Source organism: Streptomyces sp. NPDC058864 (assembly GCF_042742985.1).
GTDB lineage: Bacteria > Actinomycetota > Actinomycetes > Streptomycetales > Streptomycetaceae > Actinacidiphila.
Map to the genome: position 1 here is coordinate 28,817 of NZ_JBHYMQ010000029.1, position 22,980 is coordinate 51,796.

The window sequence follows — 22,980 nt, forward strand, 5'->3', positions numbered from 1 at the left end:
CCGGTTCGGCCGCGGCCCGGGCACCGGCGGCTACCCGCCGCGGGCGCGTGCCGTCTACACCGCGTACGGCCTGGCGGCCGGGGTCCTGACCACGGGAGCCGCCGCGCTGCTCCTGCTCCGGGCCGCCAGGACGCTGGCCGACCGCTACGGCACCGTGGGCGGCTGGGCCCCGGTGCTCCTCCTCCTGGCCGCCGTCGTGCTGTGGCGGCTGGGCCTGGCCGCGCGCGCCGGGCGCCTCCAGCACACACCGCCGGACGGGGACGAGGGCGCGCGGCGGTCCGCGCGGCCACCCGGTACCGCGCCCGCCGTGACCGCGCACCTGCCGCGGAAGACGGCCGGCGACGACCATCACCCAGCAAGGGAACCAAGGGAACAAGTGATGACGCCAGTGGAACCGGCCGCCGAGGCCGTGGTGATCGACGACGTGCGCAAGAGCTACGGCGACCTGAAGGCCGTGGACGGGGTGTCGCTCACCGTGCGCCGCGGGGAGTTCTTCGGCATCCTCGGGCCGAACGGCGCCGGGAAGACCACCCTCATCGAGATGGTCGAGGGGCTGCGGCGCGCCGACGGCGGCACCGTCTCCGTGCTCGGTTCGTCCCCGTGGCCGCGCAACACCGAGCTGCTGCGGCGGCTCGGTGTCCAGACCCAGGCCTCCGCGTTCTTCACCCGGCTCTCCGCGCTGGAGCACCTGCGGACCGTCGCCACGCTGTACGGCCTCGGCCCCGAGGCCGCCGACCGCGCGCTGAACGAGGTGGGGCTCGGCGAACAGGGCGGCACGGGCGTCGACGACCTCTCCGGTGGGCAGCGCCAGCGTCTGGCGATCGCCACCGCGCTCGTCCACGAGCCCGAACTGATCATGCTGGACGAGCCGACGGCCGCACTCGACCCGGAGGCCCGGCGCTCGCTGTGGAGTCTGCTGCGGGGCCTGAAGGGTCAGGGGCGCACCATCGTCCACACCACGCACCACCTCGACGAGGCCGAGGCCCTCTGCGACCGGGTGGCGATCATGTCCCACGGCAGGGTGATAGCCCTGGACACGCCCGCCAACCTGGTGCGTTCCCTCAAGGCACCGACCCGCGTGCTGGTGCCCGCCGACCGCATCACCGTCGAACGCGCCCTGGCCATCGACGGCGTGGACCGCGCGGAGGTGGACAACGGCGAGGTCGTCATGGAGACCCGGGTGGCCGGCCAGGTGATCGTCGCCGTCAACGAGATCGCCGGGCCCGACGCGGTGCAGACCCGCACCGCGACCCTGGAGGACGCCTACCTCGCCCTGACCGGATCGGAGCACTGACCGTGAGCGCGTACGCCGCACTGACCCGGGCCAACTACCGTGCCGCGGTCCGGGACAAGACCACCGTCTTCTTCACCTTCGCCTTCCCCCTCCTCTTCCTGATCGTCTTCGGCCTGATCTTCCAGGGCCAGACCGTCAAGGACGACGGCCCTCCCTACATCAACTACATCGCCCCCGGCGTGCTGTCGTGGGGCGTCGGCAACGCGGCCATGTTCGGCGTGGCCTTCACGCTGATGCACTGGCGCCGTGACGACATCCTGCGGCTCATCTGGCGCACGCCCGCCTCGCTGACGTCCGTGCTGGCCTCGCGCTACGCCATAGCCGTGGGGGTGGGGCTGGTGCAGGCCGCACTGTTCATCGGCGTGGCGCTGCTGCCGGGATTCGGGCTGCAACTGGCCTCGGGCTGGCCGCTGGTGATCCCGGTGCTGGTGCTCGGCATCACCACGTTCATGGCGCTGGGGCTGGTGGTGGGCAGCCTCGCGGACACACCCGAGGCGGTCGCGGCGATCGCCAACTGCATCATGGTGCCGATGGCGTTCCTGTCCGGTTCGTTCTTCCCGGCCGACCTGATGCCGGCGTGGGTGCGCGACCTGTCCCTGGCCCTGCCGCTGCGCTACTTCAACGACGGGGTCCTCGGCGTCCTGTCGGAGACCCACCACGGCAGCGCGGGCGACTACGCCCTGTCCTGCGCCGGACTCATCGGTTTCGCAGCACTGTTCGCGCTGGTCGCCGGCAGGACCTTCCGTTGGAGCAATCGCCGATGACCGCCGACCTCGCCCCCACGACGGCGCCGCCCGCGGCGCTGATGGACACCGCCGCCCGCGCGCTGCGCGCGGCCCTCGCCGAACGCCACCCCGCGGCGCCGCCGCGGGTGGTGCCGCTCGGCACCGCCGACTCCCTCGTCCCCGGGCGCGATCCGCACCGCGCCGAGCGCCCGGCCGCCACGATCCACCTCACCTGGGACGCCGTGCTCATCGGCCCCTGGCGCGGCACCGACCCCGCGGAGCGGGCGTGCGGCCAGTGCCTGGCCATGCGCTGGCAGCGGCTGCGCACCCGCTCGGAGCGCGAGGCCTGGGAGACCGGCACGGCGACGCGGGCGGCGGGCGAGTGGCCGGCCCTGCCCGGCTACGTCGTCGACGCCGTCTCCTCCCTGTACGAGCGGGCGCTGACCGCGGGTCCGTCCGGGCCGCTGCCCCGCGTCACCCGGCTGGACCTGGCGACCCTCCAGGTCACCACGGTGCCCCTGCTGGGCGAGCCGCTGTGCCCGCACTGCGTCCCGGAGGACGGGACGGCGGCGGAACCGGCCGCGGAACTGGTGACGGCGCAGCCGCCCCGGCCCAAGCCGTCGCCGGAGGCGTACCGGCTGCGCTCCCCGCGCTCGTACGGCCTGCCCGCCGATGCCCTGGCCAACCCGGTGTGCGGGGTCCTCGGCGCCACCACCTGGACGGACGTGAAGTCGCCGACGACCGCCCCGGTCGCCGGGAGCGTCTTCATGCGCGGCTACGCGGGCCTGACCGACGTCACCTGGAGCGGCCAGGCCAACTCCTTCCGGGCCAGCCGTGACCTGGCCTTCCTGGAGGGCCTGGAGCGTTACGCGGGCACCCACCGGCGGCGCCGCGGGCCGCTGCTGACGGAGGCGTACGACGTTCTCGGCGACCGGGCGCTCGATCCGCGCGAGTGCGGCCTGTACGCGCCGGAGACGTACCGCGACGACCCGATGCTGAGCCCGTTCGCGCCGGACCGCCCCATCCCGTGGGTGCGGGGCTGGTCGCTGCGCGACGAAAGGCCGGTCCTCGTCCCGGCCCGGCTCGTCCACTACAGCGCGGGCCTGGCGGCGGACAACTTCGTCTTCGAGTGCTCCAACGGCTGCGCCATCGGCAGCTGCTGGGAGGAGGCGGTCCTGTTCGGGCTGCTGGAGCTGATCGAGCGCGACTCCTTCCTGCTCGGCTGGTACGGCAACGCACCGCTGACGGAGATCGACCTCGGATCCTGCACCCGCGGGGCGATCCGCGCCATGGTCGACCGGGCCGCCCTGCAGGGATACGACGTGCACGTCTTCGACAACCGGGTGGACCTGCCGGTGCCGGTCGCCACCGGACTCGCGGTACGCCGCGACGGCGGCCCCGGCACGCTGGCCTTCGCGGCGGGCGCGGCCTTCGACCCGGAGACCGCGGTGGAGTCGGCGGTGTCCGAGATCCTCACCTACATCCCCCACCTGCCGGGGCAGGTCCGCGAACGTCCGCGAGAACTGGCTGCCATGGCCCGCGACTTCGGGCTCGTGCGGCGGCTGCCCGACCATGCCGCGCTCTTCGGGCTGCCCGAGATGGCGGTGCACGCCGCCTCGTACCTGCGGCCGGCCGCCGTACGTCCGCTGGGTGAGCTGTACGCGGACTGGGAGCGGCGACTGCCGCGCACCGGGGACCTCCTCGACGACGTCCGGCTGTGCCGGGACGTCCTCACCGGGGCGGGGTTCGACGTGATCGCCGTCGACCAGACGACGCCGGAGCAGGAGAGACTGGGTCTGCGCACCGTGTCCACCCTGGTCCCCGGGCTGCTGCCGATCGACTTCGGCTGGACCCGGCAGCGTGCCCTGCACATGCCCCGGCTGCGCTCGGCGTTCCGCCGGGCGGGGCTGCGCGGGACGGACCTCGGGGAGGACGAACTGCGGCGCGTCCCCCACCCGTTCCCCTGATCCCCGACCGGGACGGAGCACGGCAAAGCCCTCTGCGCGGCGGTGCGTGCCGCGGCGCAGAGGGCGATGACCCGGATCCGGAGGATCAGGCGGTGCAGCTGGTGGTGCTGGTGGTGCTGGAGCAGGTGCTGGTGCTCGAGCAGCTGGTCGACGAGCCCAGCATGACCTCGCTCGCGTCCGAGTAGTCGGTGATCTCGAAGGTCTCGGACTCCAGCTCCAGGATCTCCTGGGCGAGCGACTCCAGCGAGTTCTGCGGCATCGTGTCTCCTCCTGAGGGAACGGGCCGGTCGGCCCATCGGTGAACGCGACGACAAGGGCGCGGCTCCGGGCGCCGGTTGCGGACAACCGCACACCCGTGCGCCGTACCCGGGTTCCTTTCTAAGGGGTGGCGCTGGCAGATCCGTGCGCGTCCCGCTGTCACCCCGCTGTCAGGCCTCCCGCCCCGCTTCCCCTTCGACAGGAGCCAGCTGTGAGCCCTTCCACGAACGGTGCGTACGGCCCCGTCCTCGGCGGCCTGCCCGCGGTGCTGCGGCCCACCATCGCCGACTACCTCGACCTGCACCGGCATCCCGAACTGTCCGGTGCGGAGGAGCGCACCGCTGCCCGGCACGCGCAGCGACTGCAAGGCGCCGGGCTCGACGTCACCACCGGCGTCGGCGGACACGGCGTGGTCGGCGTGCTCCGCAACGGTCCCGGCCCGGTGGTGATGCTGCGCGCCGAACTGGACGCGCTGCCGGTCCTGGAGGCCACCGGCCTGCCCTACGCCAGCGAGGCCGTCGGCCTCGACGCGGAGGGCCGCCCGGTGCCCGTCATGCACGCGTGCGGGCACGACCTGCACCTGGCGTGCCTCGGCGGTACCGCGACGCTGCTCGCGGCCGCCACCGGTCACTGGTCGGGCACCCTGGTGACGGTAGGGCAGCCGGCGGAGGAGACCCTCGGCGGTGCCCGCGCCATGCTGGAGGACGGCCTGTACACCCGCTTCCCGGTCCCCGACGCCGTCCTGGCGCAGCACACCGCACCGCTGCCGGCCGGGATGGTCGCCCACGCGCACGGACCGGTGCTGGCGGGCAGCCGGCTGCTGGAGGTCGTCGTGCACGGCTCGGGCGGCCACGCGGCCAGCCCGCACCTGGCGGTGGACCCGGTGGTCGCCGCGGCCGCGATCGTGCTGCGCCTGCAGACCGTGGTGTCGCGGGAGACGAGTCCGGCCGAGCAGGTGGTGCTGACGGTCGGTTCACTGCACGCCGGCACGCGGGGCAACGTCGTGCCGCCGTCGGCGACGCTGGAGGTCTCGGTGCGCGCGTTCGGCGACGAGGCGCTGGAGCGTGTCACGGCGGCCGTGCGGCGCATCGTCACCGCCGAGTGCGCGGCCTCCGGCTGCCCGCGCGAACCCTCCGTCCGGGTCCTCGCGACGTCGCATCCCACGCTTGCGGACCCGGGCACGGCCGCGGCCGTACGGCGGGCGCACGAGGAGACCCTGGGCGCGGGGCGCGTGGCCGTCTGGCCGGCGTCCACGGCCACCGAGGACTTCCCGCTGTACGGCCCGGCGGGTGCCGCGCTCCACGGGGCGGGTCACGTTCGCACCGCCTACTGGATGCTGGGCTGCGTCGGCCCGGAGCAGTGGGCGCGGACCCCGGGTGAGGGGGCCGCGGCCAAGATGGCGGCCCTGCCCCCCAACCACTCCCCCGCGTTCCGTCCCGACCCCCGGCTCGCCGTCCCCGCGGGCGTCACCGCACTGACGTCGGCCGCTCTGGCGCAACTGGCGCGACCGGCCCGGTGACCCGTCAACGGCCCGGCATCCGGGCGGAATTCTCCCCTCCACGGGCTCCAGCGGCACGTCGGGGGCCGTGAGCGGCTGTGTGCTCTCCGCAACTATCTCGTCAAAAGATCTTGACTTGGCGGCGGGCCGGACCCTGAATGGGACGGCGTGCTGCCCGTCGCCCGGGAGGAACAGCCGTCGTTGAGGGGAATGAGGTAGATGCGATGCCACAACGGGGTGGAGGCAGGGATTGAAGACACAACGGAAGGTACGCAGAACGGGAGTGCTCGACGTCGGGTGCCACAGCGCCCTGCTGACGGTCGTGGAACGGCGGGACGACTCGCCGCTGGAACCGGTGCTGGCGCGCAAGGTGCGGCTGCGGCTGCACGAGACGCTCGACGCGGCGGGGCGGCTCGACCGGTCGGGCGTGCGCAGCGTCCAGCACGCGGTGGCCCGGACCCTGGCGGCGGACGGAGGGCACTCGCTGCCCTCCGTGTACGCCTTCGCCACCTCCGTCATCCGGGACGCGCCGAACCGTGACGAGGTCATCGCGCAGGTCGCCCGGAGCACCGGCACGCGGCTGCGGGTCCTGTCGGGCGAGGAGGAGGCCCGGCTGGCCTACGTGGCAGCCCGCCAGTGGGCCGGGGAGGACGGCCAGCCGCTGCTGGTGCTGGACATCGGGGGCGGCACGGTGGAGATCGCGGACGGCACCGGGGAGCAGCCGCGGGCGGTCCACTCGTTCCCCCTCGGGGCCCGCGCCGTCAACCGGCGCTGGGACCTGGTGGACGCGGTGACCTCCAAACGGCGGCTGCACGAGGTCCGCGACCGTCTGCGCGCGTCGGTCGGCGAGCTGGGCGACACCCTGCCGCGGGCACCGCGGGACGGCCGGGTGCTGGCCTCCTCGAAGACGTTCACCCAGCTGGCGCGGCTCGCGGCCGCCCGCGGCACGTCCGACGAGGGCCCGGACCGGCTGTCGCTGCAACAGGTGCGGGAGATCGTGCCGGTCCTGGCCGCCAAGGACCCGGCGGGCCGCGCCAAGCTCCCGGGCATCTCACGCCACCGGGCCGGTCAGTCGCTGGCGGGGGCACTGGTGGCCGAGACCCTGATGGAGATGTGCGGCGTGGACAGCGTGGAGATCTGCCCCTGGTCCACGCGCGAGGGGCTGCTCCTGGAGCGCCTGGACTCAGTGGCCCCGGCCGCGCCCCGCCGCGCCGTCTGAACGGGGCGGCGGGGCCGACGCGGTCACCGTCGGGGTCTCTTCCGCCGGTGCCGGCGCACCTGCCGGGGCCAGGTCGTGCGGTCATGTGCTCTCCCCCGGCCTTCGGCCCGGCGGAGTTGTCGAATCGTCCGAGCAGCCCACTACGAGGACGACGCTCTGCCCTGCGATGCACCGCACTGGGGCACCTCCCGGCGCACGCCGGGGAGCTCGTTCGACGACACGGCCCAGCCCGTCAGCTGTCGCGGGCCGGCGTACCGAAGTCGCGGTCCGGCGGGGGTTCCGGCACCGGGCCGGACAGGCGGGGCCCGATCGTGCCGCCGCCGGCCTGCGCGGGCACGGCGGCACCGCAGGCCGCCGTCACGTCCCAGTCAAGGCGCAGCACCGCCAGGTCGTCCGTGTGGCGTTCCTCGTTGAGGTCGCGGACCTGCCCGATCAGCGCGTCGAGATGGGCGTCCGGCCCCGTCACGGGGGTCCGGGCCAGCAGACGCAGCAGGCCCTCCGAGCCGAGCCGCTCAGCGCCGGGGCCCGCGTGGCCTTCGATGAGACCGTCGGTGTAGAGGGTCAGGGTGCCGCGCTCCGGCAGGTCCAGGACGGTGGCGGGCCACTGGTCCAGGCCCGGCGCGATGCCGAGGGCGACGCCGTGGACCGCTTCGGCCGGCCGCGTGACGCCGCCGGTGGTCAGCAGGGGCTCGTGGTGCCCGGCCAGGTGCACCGTGGCCCGGGACCCGGCGAAGTCCAGCGTGAGCAGGGTGCACGTGGTGAACAGGTCGGGGTGCGAGCGTTCCGCGACGAGCATCCGCTCGAGCAGGCGCAGGAGTTCCGGGCCGTGGTGGCCGCCAAGGGTCAGCGCGCGCCAGGCGATGCGCAGGCAGACGCCGAGTGCCGCGGCGTCCGGTCCGTGGCCGCTGACGTCGCCGATCACGGCGTGGACGCGCCCGTCGTCGGTCTGCACCACGTCGAGGAAGTCGCCGCCCAGCAGTGCGCTCTCCCGTCCCGGGAGGTAGCGGCTGGTGGCGGTGACGACGGGGGTGGTCAGCAGCGGCTGCGGCAGCAGGCCCCGTTCGAGGCGGGCGTTCTCCTGCGCCCGCAGGCGGCCGGCCTGCAGGTCGGCACCGGCCCGTTCGACCTGCTTGCGCTGGACCGCGTAGCGCACGGCGCGCTGCAGGAGTTCCGGCTCGACCCTGCCCTTGACGAGGTAGTCCTGGGCGCCGGTGGCGAGGGCCTCGGAACCGGCCTGCCCCTCGGCCAGGCCGGTCAGCACGATGACGGCGGTACCGGGGTCGGCGCGCTGGATCTCGGCGACGGCGCCGAGGCCCGCGGCGTCGGGCAGGTGCAGATCGAGCAGGACGCAGTCGGCGGGCCGCCGGGACAGCTCGTGGCAGGCGTCGGCGAGGGTCTTGTGCCAGACGAGGGTGTACCGCAGGGAGGTGTCGGCGAGCAGTTCGGTCACCAGCAGGGCGTCACCGGCGTCGTCCTCGACGAGCAGGATCCTGTGGTGCGTCACGGGAGCGAGCGGTGTGGGGGGTGCCGTCACGGTCGGGGCTCCCCCGTGCCCCCGTCGCCGTCCGCCGCGGCGAGCCCGGTCTCGGTCTCGGTCTCGGACTCGGGCCCCGGGCCGGGCTGCTGTGCGGGGAGAGTGAAGGCCATGCGCGTGCCGGGGCCGTACTCCGGGTCGATGCCGATGCTGCCGCCGTGGAACTCGACGATCTTCTTGCACATCGCCAGCCCGATCCCGTTGCCCGGGTAGGCGTCCTTGGTGTGCAGCCGCTGGAAGATCACGAACACCTTCTCGGCGAATTCGGGGTCGATGCCGATGCCGTTGTCGGTGACGGAGAACCGCCACAGGTCGCCGTCGCGCCGGGCCTCCACGTGGATGCGCGGCGCCCGGTCGGGGTGGCGGAACTTCACCGCGTTGGAGATCAGGTTCTGCCAGAGCATGCCCAGTTGTGTGGCGTCGCCGACCACCGTGGGCAGCGGGTCGCGGGTGATCTCCGCGCCGGACTCCTCCAGGGCGACGCTCAGGGCGTCCTGCGTGCCGTCGGCGATCCGCTCGAGGTCCACGGTGTTCTGCTGGTTGTGGACCCGGCCCACCCGGGAGAAGGCCAGCAGGTCGTTGATGAGGGTCTGCATGCGGTTCGCGCCGTCGACGGCGAACGCGATGTACTGGTCGGCGCGCTCGTCCAGCTGGTCCCCGTAGCGGCGCTGCAGGAGCTGGGTGAAGCTCGACACCTTCCGCAGCGGCTCCTGCAGGTCGTGCGAGGCGACGTAGGCGAACTGCTCCAGCTCGGCATTGGAGCGCTTCAGCTCGGCCGACTGCTCGTCGAGGAGTTCCCGCGCCCGTTCGGCGAAGGAGAGCTCCTCCGCGAGCCTGCGCCGCATGGCCTCGACGTCCCGGCCGAGCCGCCGCAGGTCGGCCGGGCCGGTCGCGGTGATGGGGTCGTCGAAGCGGCCCCGCGTCACGTGCCGGACGTCGGCGCCGAGCCGTTCCAGGGGACGGTTGATGCCGCGGCGCAGCCCCTCGAAGACGAGTACCGCCAGGAGCACGATGACCACGGCGATGGCGGTGAACACCCCGTTGCGCAGCCGCACGGCGGCGTCGAGCTGGGTGCCGGCGGTGATGCGGGCCTGCCGCAGGTGCTCCTGCTGGCGGCTGAGGGCGTCGCGGACCCGGTCGAAGGCGGTCCTGCCCTCGTCGGCCCGCTGCACGGCGAGCGGCACCGGCTCCCCCGGTACGGCGGGGGCGGCGGCGACCGGCCGCGCGATCAGTCCCTGCCAGGCGCCGGCCGCGGCCGTCACGCCGTCGAGGTCGGTACGGGCCCGGGCGTCGCCCTGGACGAGGGGACGCAGCCGGTCGAGGGCGGTCCGCTCGTCCGCCAGGCCCTGGGTGTACGGGTCGAGGAACTGCCGCTGCCCGCTCAGCCCGTACCCGCGGACGCCGGTCTCCTGGTTCACCAGCGCCGCCTCCAGCCGGATGGCGTTGACCAGGGCCGGGGAGCGCTGGTCCACCAGCTGGTCGGTCAGCGAGGTGCTCCGGTTCAGCGCCCATATCCCGAGCGCGCCGAGCACGGCGAGCACCGCGAGGGCGAGGCTCACACCGACGCGGAGCCACCGGCGGGTCGTCCACGCCGACAGCCGTCCCGGACCGCGGGCGTCGTCGGGGACGTACGCCGCCTCCGGACCGCCGGCCGCCTGCACGATTCCCTCGCCCGTTGCCACGCTGTGCGTCCTCCGCTTCCCTCTCCGCCGCCGGATGCCCGAGGGCGGAACCCACTGTAACGGCCCTGCGACAACACTTGTTGTCGTGCGTTTCGGCAGGTCCTAAGGTGGGGGCCATGCCTGGCACCCACTTCGCTCCGCGTCTGCCGGAGGAGGATCTCGCCGCACTGGCGATCGGCGCGGTCGACGACCTCGCCCGGCGCCTGGCACGTCGCGCCCTCCGCCCGCTCACCGTCCCCGGTACCGCCGCCGACGACGGTACCGAAGCACGGGGAGAGGCCCTGGCGTACCTGCACATGCTCAACCTCCTCCAGCAGGCGATCGGGCACCTGGAGAACCTCGCGGCCGAGCAGGCGGCCGCCGCAGGTGCCGGATACCCCCAGATCGGCCGAGCCTGCAACATCAGCCGCCAGGGCGCCCGCCGCCGCTGGCCCGGCCTGGTGACCAGCGACACCCCCCACCGTCCCCCGCGGCGCACCGACCGGACCCGGAGCCAATGATGATGATCGCCCCCGCCCGCCCCTATGACGTGCTGCTGGTCGAGGACGACCCCGCGGACGCCATGCTCATCGGGGACGCCCTCGCCGAGCGCGGCGCCCGCAACCTCACCCAGGTCGAGGACGGCCTCGCCGCACTGGAGTACCTGCGCGACCCGGCCAACCGGCACCCCGACCTGATCGTCCTCGACCTCAACATGCCGCGGATGAACGGCCACGAGCTGCTGGCGATCCTCAAGGGCGACGAGGAGCTGCGCGCGATCCCCGTGGTCGTCCTCACGACCTCCGCGGCGCCCGACGACGTGACCGGCGCCTACCGGCAGCACGCCAACGCGTACGTCACCAAGCCGGTCAACCTGGACGACTTCGAGCGGGCGGTGCGCAGCATCGACGCCTTCTACCTGGACACGGTCACCAAACTGCCCCGCCGGTGAGGCGGCCGGAAGCGGGTGGGCGTCAGCCGCGGAAAACGGGGTAGACGGACGGCTGGCCGCGCCTGACGCGCGGCCGGCCGGGACGCAGTACGAAAGGCACCACCATGGAACCGAGGCTGGACGGCCGCGCCGACCACCTGGCCGACTGGCCGTGCATCCACGCGGGGTTCGCGCACGAGGGCGACTCGGAGGCGATCTCCGCGGCACGCCGCTTCACCGCCGGGTTCCTCGGCCGCGTCCAGGGCGAGCACGGCGTCCCGGTGCCGGTCGAGACCGTCGAGACCGCGCAGCTCGTCGTCAGCGAGCTGGTCACCAACACCTGCAAGTACGCTCCGGGCCCCGGCCTGCTCGACCTCGAGGTGGACGTCGACACGGCGACGCTGCTGGTGTCCGTGTGGGACACCAGCAGCACCCTTCCCCTGGCCCGCGCCGCCGAGCCGGGGCGCATCGGCCAGCACGGGCTGGAGATCATCCTCGCCCTGTGCGAGGGCTTCGACGTGCAGCGCCAGCCGGTGGGCAAGCGCATCACGGTCCGCATCTCCCTGGAGCCCCGGATCCGCTGAGGCGCGGCGCGCCCCGGCCGCGTCGGCGATCGGGTGAACCCCCGGCCCCGCCCGGTTCGCCGGCGGGCGCTCATGGAAGGTGCCTGACGCGCCGGTCCGCCGCTCCGGCGCCCCGCCCGGCCACCGCATCAGGACCGTCCAGGAGCAGCACCATGACCAGGATCGCCGTCATCCTCGGCAGCACACGCCCCCGGCGCCTCGGCGAGGCCGTCGCGCAATGGGTGTACGAGAACGCCGCGCTCCGCGGCGACGCCGAGTACGAACTGGTCGACGTCGCCGACTACGACCTCCCGCTGCTCGACGAGCCGCTGCCGCCGTCCCTGGGCCGCTACAGCCGTCCGCACACCTTCGCGTGGGCGGAGAAGATCGCCTCCTTCGACGGCTACGTCTTCGTGACGGCCGAGTACAACCACTCGATCCCCGGTGCGCTCAAGAACGCCATCGACTACCTCTTCGCCGAGTGGAACAACAAGGCGGCCGGATTCGTCGCGTACGGCAGCGTCGGCGGCTGCCGCGCGGTGGAGCACCTGCGGCTGGTGATGGCCGAACTGCGGGTGGCCACCGTCCGGGCGCAGGTGGCGCTCTCCCTCTTCCGCGACTTCGCCGACATGAGCCGCTTCGAGCCCGGTCCGCGCCGAGCGGGCGAACTGGACGTCGTCCTCGACGAGGTCCTGGCCTGGACCAAGGCCCTGGCACCGCTGCGCCACGCGCCGTCCTGATCCCGGCCCATCAGGCCTTCCTCGTACGGTTCGGCCCCTCGTAGGGTCCTCCCATGGACGGACGACAAGGGGGCGGTACGCCGGCGTGCGAGCGGTGCGGCGGGACGGTGGCCCCGGATGGACACTGCTGGGACTGCGGCGTCGCCCAGCCCGGGTTCAGGTCGCGCGTGGAGGTCACCGCGGGCGGCGCGGCGGGGGTCACCGACCGGGGAAGGCGGCGTGAGGTGAACGCCGACGCGATGGCCGTGGCCACGGCCGGCGCGTGGACGATCGGCGTGGTGTGCGACGGGGTGTCGATGTCGCCCCGGTCCGAGCGGGCCGCCCGGCTCGCCGCGGACGTCGCCTCGGGGGCGCTGGCGTCGGCGTTGCTCGCGGGCACCGTGCCCGAGGTCGCGCTGGAGGACGCCACCCGGCGCGCGGGACGCGCGGTCGCGGCTCTGGCCGTCTCCCCGGACGAGGCACCGGCCTGCACCTTCGTCGCGGGCGTCACCGGTCCGGACGGCCTGTGGTGCGCGTGGATCGGTGACAGCCGCGCCTACTGGCTGCCGGACTCGGGCCTGGCCATCACGCTGACCGACGACGACACCGGCGAACTGGAGGCCCTGACCGGCTGGCTGGGCGCCGGGAACGGCGAGCCCGCGCCGCGGTTGCGCAGCAGCCGGCCGGCCGTCGGCGGACGCCTCCTGCTGTGCACCGACGGACTGTGGCGGTACCTTCCGGGCGCGGAGTCGCTGCGCGCCCGGCTGGCATCCACGCCCGCCACCGCGGGCGGCGGGGCGCCCCTGGACGGCGCGCGTTCGCTGGTCGGTCACGCGCTGGACGCCGGCGGCCATGACAACGTGACGGCGCTCCTGTTGCCCGTGTCCCCCCGCGTCCCGCCACGGGCGGGGTCGGCAGGAGGGGTGTAAGCAAGAGGTATGCGTCTTGCACCACGCGCAGGCAGCTACTGGTCCGCGGAGCGGAACCCCGCCTTGATCGCGGTTCCGGTGCTGCTGATCGTGGCGATCGTCATCAGTGACCTGGTGATCCCCACGGAAGGCCACCTGGGCCCTCTGCTGGTGGTGGCACCCGCGCTGACGGCGTCGTTCGGCGGGCTCCGGCTGACCGGCCTGATCGGGGCGCTGGCGGTCGCGTCGCTCACCGTGGTGTCGGTGGCGGACGGCACCATCACCACGTCGTACCGCCAGAGCGAGATCATCGCGCTGGTCCTCGTCTCCGCCTTCACCGTGCTCTTCGTGAGGCTCCGCGAACGCCACCAGGCCGAGCTCCAGCAGGTGCGCTCGGTGGCGGAGGCCGCGCAGCAGGTCGTCCTGCAGCCCCTGCCGGAGCGCATCGGCCCGCTGCGGATCGCCTTCGACTACCAGGCCGCCGAGGACCAGGCCCGGATCGGCGGCGACCTGTACGCGGCGGTGCGCACGCCCGGCGGCACCCGGCTGCTCATCGGGGACGTCCGGGGCAAGGGCCTGCCGGCGATCGGTGACGCCTCCCTGCTGCTCGGGGCGTTCCGCAGCGTCGCCTACCGTGCTCCGCCGCTGCCCGCGATGTACGCGCACCTGGAGGCGACGGTGTCCTGGAAGGCCGCGCAGGGCTGCGCCGACGGCCTGCCGGAGGACGCGTCGGTGGAGTCGTTCATCACCGCGATCCTGGTGGACTTCCCCGACGACCGGCCCGAGGTCCGCATCCTCAACTGCGGCCATCCGCCCCCGCTCCGGCTCACCGGCGACGGCCTGGCGGAGCTCGACCCCACCCAGCCGGCGCCGCCCATCGGTCTGGGGCTGCTGCAGCCCTCGCACCCGGGCGTGGACACCTTCCCCTTCGCGCCCGGCGACGTCCTGCTGCTGTACACCGACGGCGTGACCGAGGCCCGTGACGCCTCCGGCCGCTTCTACCCGCTCGCCGAGCGCGTCGCGTCCTGGCCGGGCCAGGGGACCCCGGAGGACCTGGTGCGGCACGTGCGCGAGGACCTTCTCGCCTACTGCGGCGGACGGCTCGGCGACGACGCCGCGCTGATCACGGTTCGGCGGGAGCCGGCGGGCATCGGCCTGTCGCACGAACCGGGGGTGCTCGACGGGCCGTCGGCGCTGTCCGGCGGGCCCGACCCCGGTCCCTCCACGCGGGTGCCGCCCTTCGGCCCCGAGCGGAAATGACCCCTCGTCGCGCCCCGTCGACCCGGCCCGTGTTCCGCTGCCGGGACGCTGATCTACGCTGGGCCCGCCCACGCCGGCGGCAGCCCCGCGGCATCCTGTCCCGGGGCCCGCCCCATCGGAAGGACGGTCCATGAACGAGCAGCGCCCGATCGACTGGGACGAGGCCACGTGGCTCAACGCCCCGCAGCACGCCGAGGCGGACGGATCGGGGATGCTGGTCACCACCCGCGACCGCAGCGACTTCTGGCGCACCACGAGTTACGGCTTCGTCCGCGACGACGGACACGCCCTGCTCACCGCCTTCCCGGCGGACACGTCGATGGAGGTGACCTTCCGCGCGGACTTCGACACGCTGTACGACCAGGCCGGGCTCATGATCCGGGTCGACGCGGAGACCTGGGTCAAGGCCGGGATCGAGATGTCCGACGGCGTGCCGCACCTCGGCGCGGTCGTCACCCGCGGGGTGTCCGACTGGTCGCTCGCTCCGGTCCCCGACTGGGCCGGGCACTCCGTCACGGTGCGCGCCAGCCGTTCCGGCGACGCGGTGACGATCCGCGCCCGCCGTGACGACGATCCGTGGCGGCTGGTCCGGCTGGCGCCGCTCGCCCCGGACGCCGACGCCGGCGCGGGACCGTTCTGCTGCTCCCCCGAGCGTGCGGGCCTGCGCGTGGCGTTCACCGGCTTCACCCGGGGCGCGGCCGACTCCGCACTGCACGAGGAGCCCGAGCAGGCGGGCGCCGGGGGTCACTGAGGGCTGGTGAGGACACGATGGGGTTCGTGGGCGAGGTCTGGCGGGTGCTGAGCGACGGGGAGCCCGTCGGTGACATCACGGTCGAGGAGGCCGACTTCCCGTGGCTGTCGGGGCGGTTCACGCCCGCCCCGGCGTTCGCCCGGGTGGGGCCGCTGTTCGCCCGGGAACTCGCCCTGATGCAGGCCGCGATGACCGCTCCCGCAGAGGAGGACGAGCCCTGGGCCGCGTGGGAGTCGGCGTACGAGGAGGTGCGCCGCGTGGTCACGCTGTCCTCGCCCTCGGGTCCGGTGCCCGAGTTCCTGCTGCACATCGAGGACGACCAGGCCTGGTTCCGGTGGAGCGACGAACCCTTCGACGACGACTCGCCGAGCGACTGACGTCCCGGGTCCCGCCGGCGTCGCCGGCCTCCCCGGGGCCTTCCTCCGCTGAGCCTGGTAGTGGCACTACCAGGCTCGCTCCTTGACGTCACGACCTGGCGGTCGGAGCGTGGGGGGCGTGGACGAATAGTGGCAAAGGCAACATTTCGAACATCACCACTTGACTGCGGGACCTCACGACCCGCGGCGGGGGTGGGGTGCCGAGCGGACCGTCCGGCGCAGTGGCCTTTGAACCAAGGTCCACGCCCAGGAACCGACCTGGCTAGGAGAGTTGTCATGCGTATTTCCAAGTGGCCCCTCGCCGCAGTGGCAGGCCTTGCGCTCGCGCTCGGGGGTGCGGCCTCAACGGCCGTCGCGGCACCGACGAGCTCACCGGCCTCAGCAGCGGTCAGCTACGCGGAACACGGCGGTGGCGGCGGCGGTGGCGGTGGCCACGGCGGCGGTGGCGGTGGCGGTCACGGTGGTGGCGGCTACGGCGGCGGCGGCCATGGTGGCGGCGGCTACGGCGGCTATGACCGCGGCTACGGCGACCACGGCGGCGGCTGGGGCGGCGGTTACGACCGCGGCTACGGCGGTTGGGGCGGCTGGGGCGGCGGCGGCCACGGTGGTGGCGGCGGCGGTCACGGCGGTGGTGGCGGCGGCTACGGCGGCGGCGGTGGCGGTGGCCACGGCGGCGGCGGTGGCGGCGGTCGGTAAGACCTCCTCCGGAGACCGGCCCACGACCGTTCCCCGGCACCCGCCGAACAACTGGCGACCGGCCGCGACAGGCCCCTGACCAGCGTTTCGGCGATCGCACCTCACGGAAGCGGAAGCCACGCCCACGGGAGACCGGTGGGCGCGGCTTCCGCTCTTCGTACCCGCGCAACGCCCGGCACGACGAACCGGTGGCGAATTGCACGATATGGGATGTTTCCCGTGAAACATCCCCCCAGTCAACGCACTGACACTCTGGCTCATGTCGCCGGACCCGGCCGATGGCGCGCCGACGGTCCGGCCGACCTCGGGGTGACGCCATGATCGACCTGTCCTCAGCACTGTCCGGGGAGGCCCGCCAGGCCTTCCACATCGGCGGTCGCTGGGTCTCCCCCAGCGGGACCCGCCGGGCCCCCGTGGTCTCCCCTTCCACCGAGGAGGAGTTGCTGCGCGTACCGCTGGCGGACACCCGCGACGTCGAGCGCGCGGTCGACGCCGCGCGCACGGCCTTCGACCAGGGGCCCTGGCCGCGGATGTCGGCACCCGAGCGGGCCGCCCATCTGCGCCGCCTGGCCGACGAGGTGCGCCGGCGGCTGCCGCTGCTGGCCCGGCTCTGGACGGCCCAGGTCGGAGCGCCGGTCGCGTTCGCCGAGGGCTTCGTCCAGGCCGGCGAGAGCCGCTTCGACTACTTCGCCAAACTCGCCGGCTCGTACGCGTTCCACGACCGCCGCCCCACGTCGCGGGGACACGCCCGGGTGACCCGTGAACCGGTCGGCGTCGCCGCGCTGTTCGCCCCGTGGAACGCCACCTTCAACATCTTCGCGCACAAGATCCCCGCGGCCCTCGCGGCGGGCTGCACGGTCGTCGTGAAGTCACCGCCGGAGAGCCCGCTGGACGCCCTGGTGATCGCCGAATGCGCCGCGGTGGCCGGGCTGCCGCCGGGGGTGGTCAACGTGATCACCGCGGATCGCGAGGAGTCGCAGGCGCTGGTCGCCTCCCCCGGCGTGGACAAGATCAGCTTCACCGGCAGCGTGACGACGGGCCGTGCCGTCGCCAGAGCCGCCCTGGAGCGCTTCGCACGGGTCACCCTCGAGATGGGCGGCAAGTCCGCCGCCATCCTGCTCGACGACGTGGACCTGCACGACGCCCTCGACACCCTCACCCCGCTGACCATGCCCTTCGCCGGACAGGTCTGCTTCGCGCAGACCCGCATCCTCGCACCGCGCTCCCGGATCGACGAGGTCGTCACGGCGTACGCCGACCGCGTCCGCCTGCTGAGGGTCGGCGACCCCTGGAACCGTACGACGCAGGTCGGCCCGGTCCTCAACGGCCGGCAGCTCCGGCGCGTGCTGGGCTACATCGAAACCGGCCGCCGCGAGGGGGCGCGGGTGGTCACCGGCGGCGGACGCAGCCCGGGTCACGAGCACGGCCACTACGTGCTGCCCACGGTCTTCGCCGGGGTCGAGCCCGCCATGACGATCGCCCGCGAGGAGATCTTCGGCCCGGTCGTCACCGTCCAGGCGTACGAGGACGTCGACGAGGCCGTCGCGATCGCCAACGCCACCGACTTCGGGCTCAGCGGCAGCGTCCACGGCGCCGATCCCGAACGCGCCTACCGGGTGGCACGCCGGGTGACGACCGGCCAGCTGGGCGTCAACGGTTTTGAACTGGCGCCCTCGGTCCCCTTCGGCGGCCGGAAGTCCTCGGGTGTGGGCCGCGAAGGCGGCCCCGAGGGGCTGGAGGCCTACCTGGAGACCAAGGCCGTCTTCATGCCGGGACCATGACATGGCCGCCGGCGCCGCACGCAGCGGACCGCGCACCACGGTCGACGCGACGGCGTTGCCCGGCGGGGCGGACCGGCCTCCCCGCCGGGTCCGCCCCGCTGTCGCCGGTGGCCCCGAGGACCAGGCGCCCGCGCACGACGGCCGGCCGCCCCTCGTGGCGGCGGATCACTGCCGGCGGGCCCGTACCGCACCCCGCTCCGCAGGCACCCGGCCCCGGACACCCGGACACCCGAACGCCGAAAGGGAAACTCGATGATCGTGTACGACAGGCTGTACATCGGTGGTGTCTGGACCGCCCCCGCACATCCCGGGCCGCTGGACATCCGCTCCCCCCACGACCGCTCCCTGCTCGGGCGGGCCGCCCAGGCCGCACCGGGCGACGCGGACGTCGCCGTGGCCACGGCGCGCGCGGCCTTCAACGGCGGGCCGTGGCCGCGCACGGACCCCGAGGAGCGGCAGGAGGTGATCCGCCGGGTCAACGCGCTGCGCGAGGAGCGCGCCGCGGAGGCGGCCGCGCGGGTCTCCGACGCGACGGGCACGCCCCGCCGGTTCGCGGACGCGGAGCAGGCCTCCCTGACCCGGCGGGTCGACGCCTGCCTCAAGGCCGCCGAGGAGCTGGGCTGGGAGGAGGCGGTCCATCCCGGCGACCCCTCCCCGGGGTACGACACCATCGTGCGGCGTGAGGCCGTCGGAGTCGTCGCCGCGGTCATCCCCATGCAGTGCCCGTTCTCCGCCGCCACCGCGCGGCTGACGCCCGCCCTCCTGGCGGGCAACACCGTCATCCTGAAGGTCACACCGGAGGACTCGCTGGCCATGGGGCTGCTCGCCGAGCTGTACACCGAGGCCGGGCTGCCCGAGGGCACGCTGAGCGTGCTGCCCGCAGACCGGGACACGGGCGAGTACCTGGTCTCCCACCCGGACGTGGACGCGATCGTCTTCACCGGCTCCACCCGGGCCGGCCGCCGCGTCGCCGCGCTCGCCGGTGACCAGCTCAAGCGGGTCCGTCTGGAACTCGGCGGCAAGGCCGCCGCGATCGTCCTGGAGGACGCCGACCTCGCGCGGACGGTGCGGGGGCTGTTCGCCTCGCTCGGCGACAACGGGAGGATGTGCGCCGCGCGGACCCGCGTCCTGGCCCCGCGCCGCCGGTACGAGGAGGTCGTCGCGGCGGTCGCCGACGCCGTCGGGTGCCTGAAGGTGGGTGACCCCGCGGATCCGGACACCTCGATCGGGCCCATGGCCGGCCGCGAGCGGCAGGAGCGATTGATGTCGTACATCGACCTCGGCATCGAGGAGGGCGCCCGCCTGGTGACCGGGGGCTCCGGGGTCCCTCCCGGCCTGGAGCAGGGCTACTACGTGACGCCGACGGTCCTCGCGGACGTCGACCACCGCATGCGCATCGCCCAGGACGAGATCTCCGGCCCGGTGCTGACGGTCATCGCCCACGACGGCGACGGCGACGCCGTACGGATGGCCAACGACTCGGAGTACCGCCTGTCCGGCGGCGTGTGGTCCGCCGACCCCGAGCGCGCCGTCGCCGTCGCGCACCGGCTGCGTACGGGCGCCGTGCCCGTCAACGGGGCCGCGACGGGCCTGGACGGTACGACCGGGCTCGAGGGGTACGTCGTGCACCGGACGATCACCCGGCCGGCCTGAGCGCCCGTCCGGCGCGGCGAGGTCGGTGGACGACGTTCCCGAGGAAGCCGCGCACGCAGCCGGACACTGCGTCCAGGTGGCTCTCCACGGCGAAGTGCCACGCCGGGCACCGGGATCACGCTCCGGCGGACGGATTCACGCGGCTGCGGGGCGGTCCCCCGACGGGGTCATGCGGCACCGCACCGCACCGGGGCGGAGGCGGAGTGAGTAGGCGTACTCATGCCCGTGTCCCGCCGTGCCAGGACGATGGAGGCAACGGACCATCAGGAGAGGGAGGTCGGAGACGGGCATGGGGAGATTCCTGGGCGCGGTGCTGGCGTTGGCGGTGACCGCCGGGGCGCTTGCGCTGGTCTACGCGGTGGGCGCGCCGCTTCCGGTGGTCCTGGGCGCGGGTGCCGGTGTGCTCTGCCTGCTGTGGCTGCTCGTCCTGCTCACAGTGCCGTGGAACGTCCACTTCCGGGCACGGGCGGTGCTGGCCGAGATCGCGGTGAGCCGGGAGAAGGGGCTGACGGTTCCTCAGGCGCGGGACGTCGAGGCCGCGCGGATCGCCCGGACGATGCTGCGGGTCGCCCTGGCGGGCCATCTGCTCACGGCGGCCGGGGTGGTGGCCGTCACGGTCGCGACCGGTCACGGCGCCGGGTACTGGATCGCCGGGTTCTTCCTGCTGAGCACGGTATTCCGTCCGGCGGGGGCGTGGTTCGGACAACTGCGGCAGCGGCTGGGCACTTTGCTGAAGGACGTCACCCATCCGCGGGACGACGTACTGGAGCTGAAACGGCGCGTCGAGCACACGGACAGCGGCATCAAGGTCCTGGAGGAGAGGACCGAGGAGCAGTACCGGGCCCTGGCCGAGCTGCGCCGCACGGTGGACGCTCTGGGGGTCGCGGTGTACGAGCGGGCGGAGGACGCCGACCGCCGGATCACCGCGCTGGCACGGGAGTTCGAGGCCACGGTCAACCGGCTCACCGACAACGAGGAGATCATCACGGGCCTCAAGGCCTTCCTCCGGCTGCTGCGGGCGGGCGAGGTCGCCACCGGCCGGGCCACGACCGACGCCTGACAGCGCGCCCGGCGGCCTCCCGTTCGGCCGGGGGGCCGGCCGGCGGCCGGACTCAGGCGGACGGCGCGGCCGGGCCCGCCGCGACGGAGCTGAAGCCGGTCAGCTTCTCCGGGTTGAGCACCCACATCAGCTGGTCGATGCCCTGCTCGGAGGCGCTGATGGACAGCAGGGCCATCGGCGCGCCGGCGTGGACGACGAGGGCCGCGGTCTGCCCGTTCGCCTCGACCCACACCACTTCCGTGTCGACCCAGAAGCGCGGGGCGAAGGCGGTGATGAACTTCGCCACCTTGACACTGCCGACCACGGGGACCTTGGCGGCGTTGCGGACGGCTCCGCCGCCGTCGCCGTAGTTCACCACGTCCGTGGCGAGCAGCTTCTCCAGGCCGGCCATGTCGCCCGCCCTGGCGGCCGCCACGAACGCCTCGAGGAGCCGGCGGTGCTCCGCGGTGCCCACCTGCTCGCGCCGCCCGGCGGCGATGTGCTTGCGGGCGCGGCTGACGAGCTGGCGGGAGTTGGCCTCGCTCAGGTCGAGCACGGAGGCGATCTCCCGGTACGGGTAGTCGAACGCCTCGCGCAGCACGTACGCCGCCCGCTCCGTGGGCGTCAGGCGCTCCAGCAGGAACAGCACCGCGATCTCCACCGCTTCGCCGCGTTCGGCGCCCAGCGCGGGGTCGGAACGGGTGTCCACCGGCTCGGGGAGCCAGGGTCCGACGTAGCCCTCGCGCCGGACACGGGCGGACTGGGTGACGTTGATCGCCAGCCGGGTCGTCGCGGTGGTCAGGAACGCGGTCGGGTTCTCCACGGCGTCGCGGTCCGCGGCCTGCCACCTGAGCCATACGTCCTGGACGACGTCCTCGGCCTCCGCCGCGCTTCCGAGCATCCGGTAGGCGATGCCGAACAATCGGGAGCGCAGGGCCGTGAAGACCGCCGCGGCCTCGTCGAGCGAGCCGTCGTGCTCTGCGTCCGCTGGCTGCATCGTCGCGTTTTCCTCCACCGTCACATCCGCCCGGCCGGCCGTTCCAGCCTACACAGCGGGCGTTTTCCTCCGGGCCGGGGGGCGCTCCGTGTCCGGGCCCGGTCCGCGCAGTTCAGGGGTGGGGCCACCGCGCCCGGTGTGTTTCCGGGGGCGCGTGTGAATGGGCGACGCCGGCGGCCGAACGGGCGTTCCCGGCCGGGCGCGGGAATTCCGCCCGCATTCGAGACGCATTCCGCTTCCGGCCCCCGGACGCACGATCCCCTTTCTTCGACCGGGCAGCGGCCCCGTTTGTGACAGCGGGAATCGGCCGCCGATCCGCACGGGTCCCGCGCGGTGTGTGTACAGATCTTCACGGAATTTCGTACACGCGTTCCAAAAGCGCCGTGGAGCAGGGTAACGTTACGTATCGCAGCAAGATCCGCACAGGGAGGGACGGGGCATGGAGCCCACCACTACGACAGTGCGCCGTGGGCGCCCGCAGGGCTCGGACAACCCCGGCCCCGACGGGCTGACCAACCGTCAGTCCCGCATCGTCGAGGCGATCCTGAGCTCGGTGGAGAACCGCGGGTTCCCGCCGTCGATGCGCGAGATCGGTGAGGCCGTGGGCCTGGCCAGCACGTCCTCGGTCGCCCATCAACTCGCGGTGCTGCAGCGCAAGGGCGTGCTCGAGCAGGATCCGCACCGGCCGCGCGCCTACCGCGTACGGTGCTCCTGGCCGTCGCAGCACGGCTCCGGGCCGGGCGCGGAGCCCGTCAGTGCCTCCCCGTCGGCGCGTGTGCCCGTGGTCGGCCGGATCGCGGCCGGTACGCCGATCCTCGCCGAGGAACAGATCGACGAGGTCTTCGTGCTCCCCCGGCAGATCGTCGGCGCGGGCGAGCTGTTCGCCCTCAAGGTGGTCGGCGACTCCATGACGGGTGTCGCGATCTGCGACGGCGACTGGGTCACGGTCCGCAGTCAGGACGCGGCCGACCACGGCGACATCGTGGCCGCGATGATCGACGGCGAGGCCACCGTCAAGCGGCTCAAGCACGAGGGCGACCGGGTCTGGCTCATGCCGCACAACCCGGCCTACGACCCGATCCCCGGCGAGGAGGCGGTCATCCTCGGCAAGGTGGTCGCCGTGCTGCGACGCCTCTGACGGCGGGGGCG

22 protein-coding genes are annotated in these 22,980 nt (G+C 73.9%); 17 read left to right on the plus strand and 5 right to left on the minus strand.

The window, feature by feature from the left end; translation table 11 throughout:
- Positions 1 to 379: 379 nt before the first annotated feature.
- From ACFW3D_RS22200 to ACFW3D_RS22210, 3 genes are read left to right on the plus strand one after another with little or no spacing between them, the layout of a single operon-like run.
- Entirely contained in the window at positions 380 to 1,294 is a 915-nt protein-coding gene (locus ACFW3D_RS22200; RefSeq protein ID WP_500506295.1) for an ABC transporter ATP-binding protein, read from the plus strand.
- Positions 1,295 to 1,296: 2 nt separating this feature from the next.
- Positions 1,297 to 2,058 carry an ABC transporter permease gene (locus ACFW3D_RS22205; RefSeq protein ID WP_500506173.1) on the plus strand — a complete coding sequence of 254 codons (762 nt, stop codon included), beginning with the start codon at positions 1,297 to 1,299 and terminating at the stop codon, positions 2,056 to 2,058.
- Positions 2,055 to 3,986, plus strand: coding sequence for a TOMM precursor leader peptide-binding protein (locus tag ACFW3D_RS22210; protein WP_500506176.1), 1,932 nt, complete (start codon positions 2,055 to 2,057; stop codon positions 3,984 to 3,986). The genes ACFW3D_RS22205 and ACFW3D_RS22210 overlap by 4 nt, the downstream gene beginning before the upstream one ends.
- An 85-nt stretch (positions 3,987 to 4,071) precedes the next feature.
- Here the strand turns inward: ACFW3D_RS22210 and ACFW3D_RS22215 are convergent, their stop codons facing one another.
- On the minus strand, positions 4,072 to 4,245 hold the full coding sequence (locus ACFW3D_RS22215) for a thiazolylpeptide-type bacteriocin (protein ID WP_089228050.1): 174 nt from the start codon (positions 4,243 to 4,245) through the stop codon (positions 4,072 to 4,074).
- A 210-nt stretch (positions 4,246 to 4,455) separates the two neighbouring features.
- Between ACFW3D_RS22215 and ACFW3D_RS22220 the strand changes: the two genes are divergently transcribed.
- Positions 4,456 to 5,763 (plus strand): amidohydrolase, encoded by a 1,308-nt coding sequence (locus ACFW3D_RS22220; protein WP_500506178.1) that lies wholly within the window; start codon positions 4,456 to 4,458, stop codon positions 5,761 to 5,763.
- Positions 5,764 to 6,025: 262 nt separating this feature from the next.
- Entirely contained in the window at positions 6,026 to 6,961 is a 936-nt protein-coding gene (locus ACFW3D_RS22225; RefSeq protein ID WP_500506181.1) for a Ppx/GppA phosphatase family protein, read from the plus strand.
- Between the two features lie 232 nt (positions 6,962 to 7,193).
- Here the strand turns inward: ACFW3D_RS22225 and ACFW3D_RS22230 are convergent, their stop codons facing one another.
- Both ACFW3D_RS22230 and ACFW3D_RS22235 read right to left on the minus strand, forming a co-directional pair.
- Positions 7,194 to 8,495 carry a PP2C family protein-serine/threonine phosphatase gene (locus ACFW3D_RS22230; protein WP_500506183.1) on the minus strand — a complete coding sequence of 434 codons (1,302 nt, stop codon included), beginning with the start codon at positions 8,493 to 8,495 and terminating at the stop codon, positions 7,194 to 7,196.
- A complete protein-coding gene (locus ACFW3D_RS22235; RefSeq protein WP_500506298.1) occupies positions 8,492 to 10,156 on the minus strand; it encodes a sensor histidine kinase in 1,665 nt (554 codons plus the stop codon). The genes ACFW3D_RS22230 and ACFW3D_RS22235 overlap by 4 nt, the downstream gene beginning before the upstream one ends.
- A gap of 137 nt (positions 10,157 to 10,293) precedes the next feature.
- Here ACFW3D_RS22235 and ACFW3D_RS22240 point away from each other — a divergent pair, with 137 nt between their 5' ends.
- From ACFW3D_RS22240 to ACFW3D_RS22275, 8 genes are all read left to right on the plus strand, one after another.
- Positions 10,294 to 10,677 carry a hypothetical protein gene (locus tag ACFW3D_RS22240; RefSeq protein ID WP_500506185.1) on the plus strand — a complete coding sequence of 128 codons (384 nt, stop codon included), beginning with the start codon at positions 10,294 to 10,296 and terminating at the stop codon, positions 10,675 to 10,677.
- Positions 10,677 to 11,108, plus strand: coding sequence for a response regulator (locus ACFW3D_RS22245; RefSeq protein WP_500506300.1), 432 nt, complete (start codon positions 10,677 to 10,679; stop codon positions 11,106 to 11,108). Before ACFW3D_RS22240 ends, ACFW3D_RS22245 begins: the two co-directional genes overlap by 1 nt.
- Before the next feature lie 104 nt (positions 11,109 to 11,212).
- Positions 11,213 to 11,671 (plus strand): ATP-binding protein, encoded by a 459-nt coding sequence (locus tag ACFW3D_RS22250; RefSeq protein ID WP_500506187.1) that lies wholly within the window; start codon positions 11,213 to 11,215, stop codon positions 11,669 to 11,671.
- A gap of 152 nt (positions 11,672 to 11,823) precedes the next feature.
- Positions 11,824 to 12,390 carry an NADPH-dependent FMN reductase gene (locus tag ACFW3D_RS22255; RefSeq protein ID WP_500506190.1) on the plus strand — a complete coding sequence of 189 codons (567 nt, stop codon included), beginning with the start codon at positions 11,824 to 11,826 and terminating at the stop codon, positions 12,388 to 12,390.
- A 53-nt stretch (positions 12,391 to 12,443) separates the two neighbouring features.
- Positions 12,444 to 13,298, plus strand: a complete 855-nt coding sequence (locus ACFW3D_RS22260) for a PP2C family protein-serine/threonine phosphatase (protein ID WP_500506192.1) — start codon at positions 12,444 to 12,446, stop codon at positions 13,296 to 13,298.
- A gap of 9 nt (positions 13,299 to 13,307) precedes the next feature.
- The gene (locus ACFW3D_RS22265) at positions 13,308 to 14,537 is read left to right on the plus strand and encodes a PP2C family protein-serine/threonine phosphatase (protein ID WP_500506194.1); all 1,230 of its coding nucleotides are present in this window, start codon (positions 13,308 to 13,310) and stop codon (positions 14,535 to 14,537) included.
- Between the two features lie 130 nt (positions 14,538 to 14,667).
- Positions 14,668 to 15,288, plus strand: coding sequence for a DUF1349 domain-containing protein (locus ACFW3D_RS22270; RefSeq protein WP_500506196.1), 621 nt, complete (start codon positions 14,668 to 14,670; stop codon positions 15,286 to 15,288).
- Positions 15,289 to 15,305: 17 nt separating this feature from the next.
- Positions 15,306 to 15,665, plus strand: a complete 360-nt coding sequence (locus ACFW3D_RS22275) for a hypothetical protein (RefSeq protein WP_500506199.1) — start codon at positions 15,306 to 15,308, stop codon at positions 15,663 to 15,665.
- Positions 15,666 to 16,043: 378 nt separating this feature from the next.
- Here ACFW3D_RS22275 and ACFW3D_RS22280 read toward each other — a convergent pair whose 3' ends face one another.
- Positions 16,044 to 16,385, minus strand: coding sequence for a hypothetical protein (locus tag ACFW3D_RS22280; protein ID WP_500506202.1), 342 nt, complete (start codon positions 16,383 to 16,385; stop codon positions 16,044 to 16,046).
- Between the two features lie 293 nt (positions 16,386 to 16,678).
- On the opposite strand from ACFW3D_RS22280, the gene ACFW3D_RS22285 reads away from it, so the two are divergent.
- The 3 genes from ACFW3D_RS22285 to ACFW3D_RS22295 all read left to right on the plus strand — a co-directional run bounded on the left by ACFW3D_RS22285 (position 16,679) and on the right by ACFW3D_RS22295 (position 20,855).
- Positions 16,679 to 18,142 carry an aldehyde dehydrogenase gene (locus ACFW3D_RS22285; protein WP_500506205.1) on the plus strand — a complete coding sequence of 488 codons (1,464 nt, stop codon included), beginning with the start codon at positions 16,679 to 16,681 and terminating at the stop codon, positions 18,140 to 18,142.
- Positions 18,143 to 18,394: 252 nt separating this feature from the next.
- Entirely contained in the window at positions 18,395 to 19,795 is a 1,401-nt protein-coding gene (locus tag ACFW3D_RS22290; RefSeq protein ID WP_500506207.1) for an aldehyde dehydrogenase family protein, read from the plus strand.
- Between the two features lie 289 nt (positions 19,796 to 20,084).
- The gene (locus ACFW3D_RS22295; protein ID WP_500506209.1) at positions 20,085 to 20,855 is read left to right on the plus strand and encodes a hypothetical protein; all 771 of its coding nucleotides are present in this window, start codon (positions 20,085 to 20,087) and stop codon (positions 20,853 to 20,855) included.
- A 52-nt stretch (positions 20,856 to 20,907) separates the two neighbouring features.
- Here the strand turns inward: ACFW3D_RS22295 and ACFW3D_RS22300 are convergent, their stop codons facing one another.
- Complete coding sequence (locus tag ACFW3D_RS22300) at positions 20,908 to 21,831, minus strand: RNA polymerase sigma-70 factor (RefSeq protein WP_500506211.1); 924 nt, start codon at positions 21,829 to 21,831, stop codon at positions 20,908 to 20,910.
- Between the two features lie 439 nt (positions 21,832 to 22,270).
- Here ACFW3D_RS22300 and lexA point away from each other — a divergent pair, with 439 nt between their 5' ends.
- Positions 22,271 to 22,969 (plus strand): transcriptional repressor LexA, encoded by a 699-nt coding sequence (gene lexA / locus ACFW3D_RS22305; RefSeq protein ID WP_500506214.1) that lies wholly within the window; start codon positions 22,271 to 22,273, stop codon positions 22,967 to 22,969.
- Positions 22,970 to 22,980 lie beyond the last annotated feature (11 nt).

Coding starts and splice junctions, on each gene's coding strand:
- ACFW3D_RS22290 (WP_500506207.1), top strand. CDS start 18,395: ATGATCGTGTACGACAGGCTGTACATCGGTGGTGTCTGGACCGCCCCC.
- ACFW3D_RS22265 (WP_500506194.1), top strand. CDS start 13,308: ATGCGTCTTGCACCACGCGCAGGCAGCTACTGGTCCGCGGAGCGGAAC.
- ACFW3D_RS22250 (WP_500506187.1), top strand. CDS start 11,213: ATGGAACCGAGGCTGGACGGCCGCGCCGACCACCTGGCCGACTGGCCG.
- ACFW3D_RS22260 (WP_500506192.1), top strand. CDS start 12,444: ATGGACGGACGACAAGGGGGCGGTACGCCGGCGTGCGAGCGGTGCGGC.
- ACFW3D_RS22240 (WP_500506185.1), top strand. CDS start 10,294: ATGCCTGGCACCCACTTCGCTCCGCGTCTGCCGGAGGAGGATCTCGCC.
- ACFW3D_RS22215 (WP_089228050.1), bottom strand. CDS start 4,245: ATGCCGCAGAACTCGCTGGAGTCGCTCGCCCAGGAGATCCTGGAGCTG.
- ACFW3D_RS22270 (WP_500506196.1), top strand. CDS start 14,668: ATGAACGAGCAGCGCCCGATCGACTGGGACGAGGCCACGTGGCTCAAC.
- ACFW3D_RS22285 (WP_500506205.1), top strand. CDS start 16,679: ATGATCGACCTGTCCTCAGCACTGTCCGGGGAGGCCCGCCAGGCCTTC.
- ACFW3D_RS22200 (WP_500506295.1), top strand. CDS start 380: ATGACGCCAGTGGAACCGGCCGCCGAGGCCGTGGTGATCGACGACGTG.
- lexA (WP_500506214.1), top strand. CDS start 22,271: ATGGAGCCCACCACTACGACAGTGCGCCGTGGGCGCCCGCAGGGCTCG.
- ACFW3D_RS22210 (WP_500506176.1), top strand. CDS start 2,055: ATGACCGCCGACCTCGCCCCCACGACGGCGCCGCCCGCGGCGCTGATG.
- ACFW3D_RS22255 (WP_500506190.1), top strand. CDS start 11,824: ATGACCAGGATCGCCGTCATCCTCGGCAGCACACGCCCCCGGCGCCTC.
- ACFW3D_RS22300 (WP_500506211.1), bottom strand. CDS start 21,831: ATGCAGCCAGCGGACGCAGAGCACGACGGCTCGCTCGACGAGGCCGCG.
- ACFW3D_RS22275 (WP_500506199.1), top strand. CDS start 15,306: ATGGGGTTCGTGGGCGAGGTCTGGCGGGTGCTGAGCGACGGGGAGCCC.
- ACFW3D_RS22295 (WP_500506209.1), top strand. CDS start 20,085: ATGGGGAGATTCCTGGGCGCGGTGCTGGCGTTGGCGGTGACCGCCGGG.
- ACFW3D_RS22245 (WP_500506300.1), top strand. CDS start 10,677: ATGATGATCGCCCCCGCCCGCCCCTATGACGTGCTGCTGGTCGAGGAC.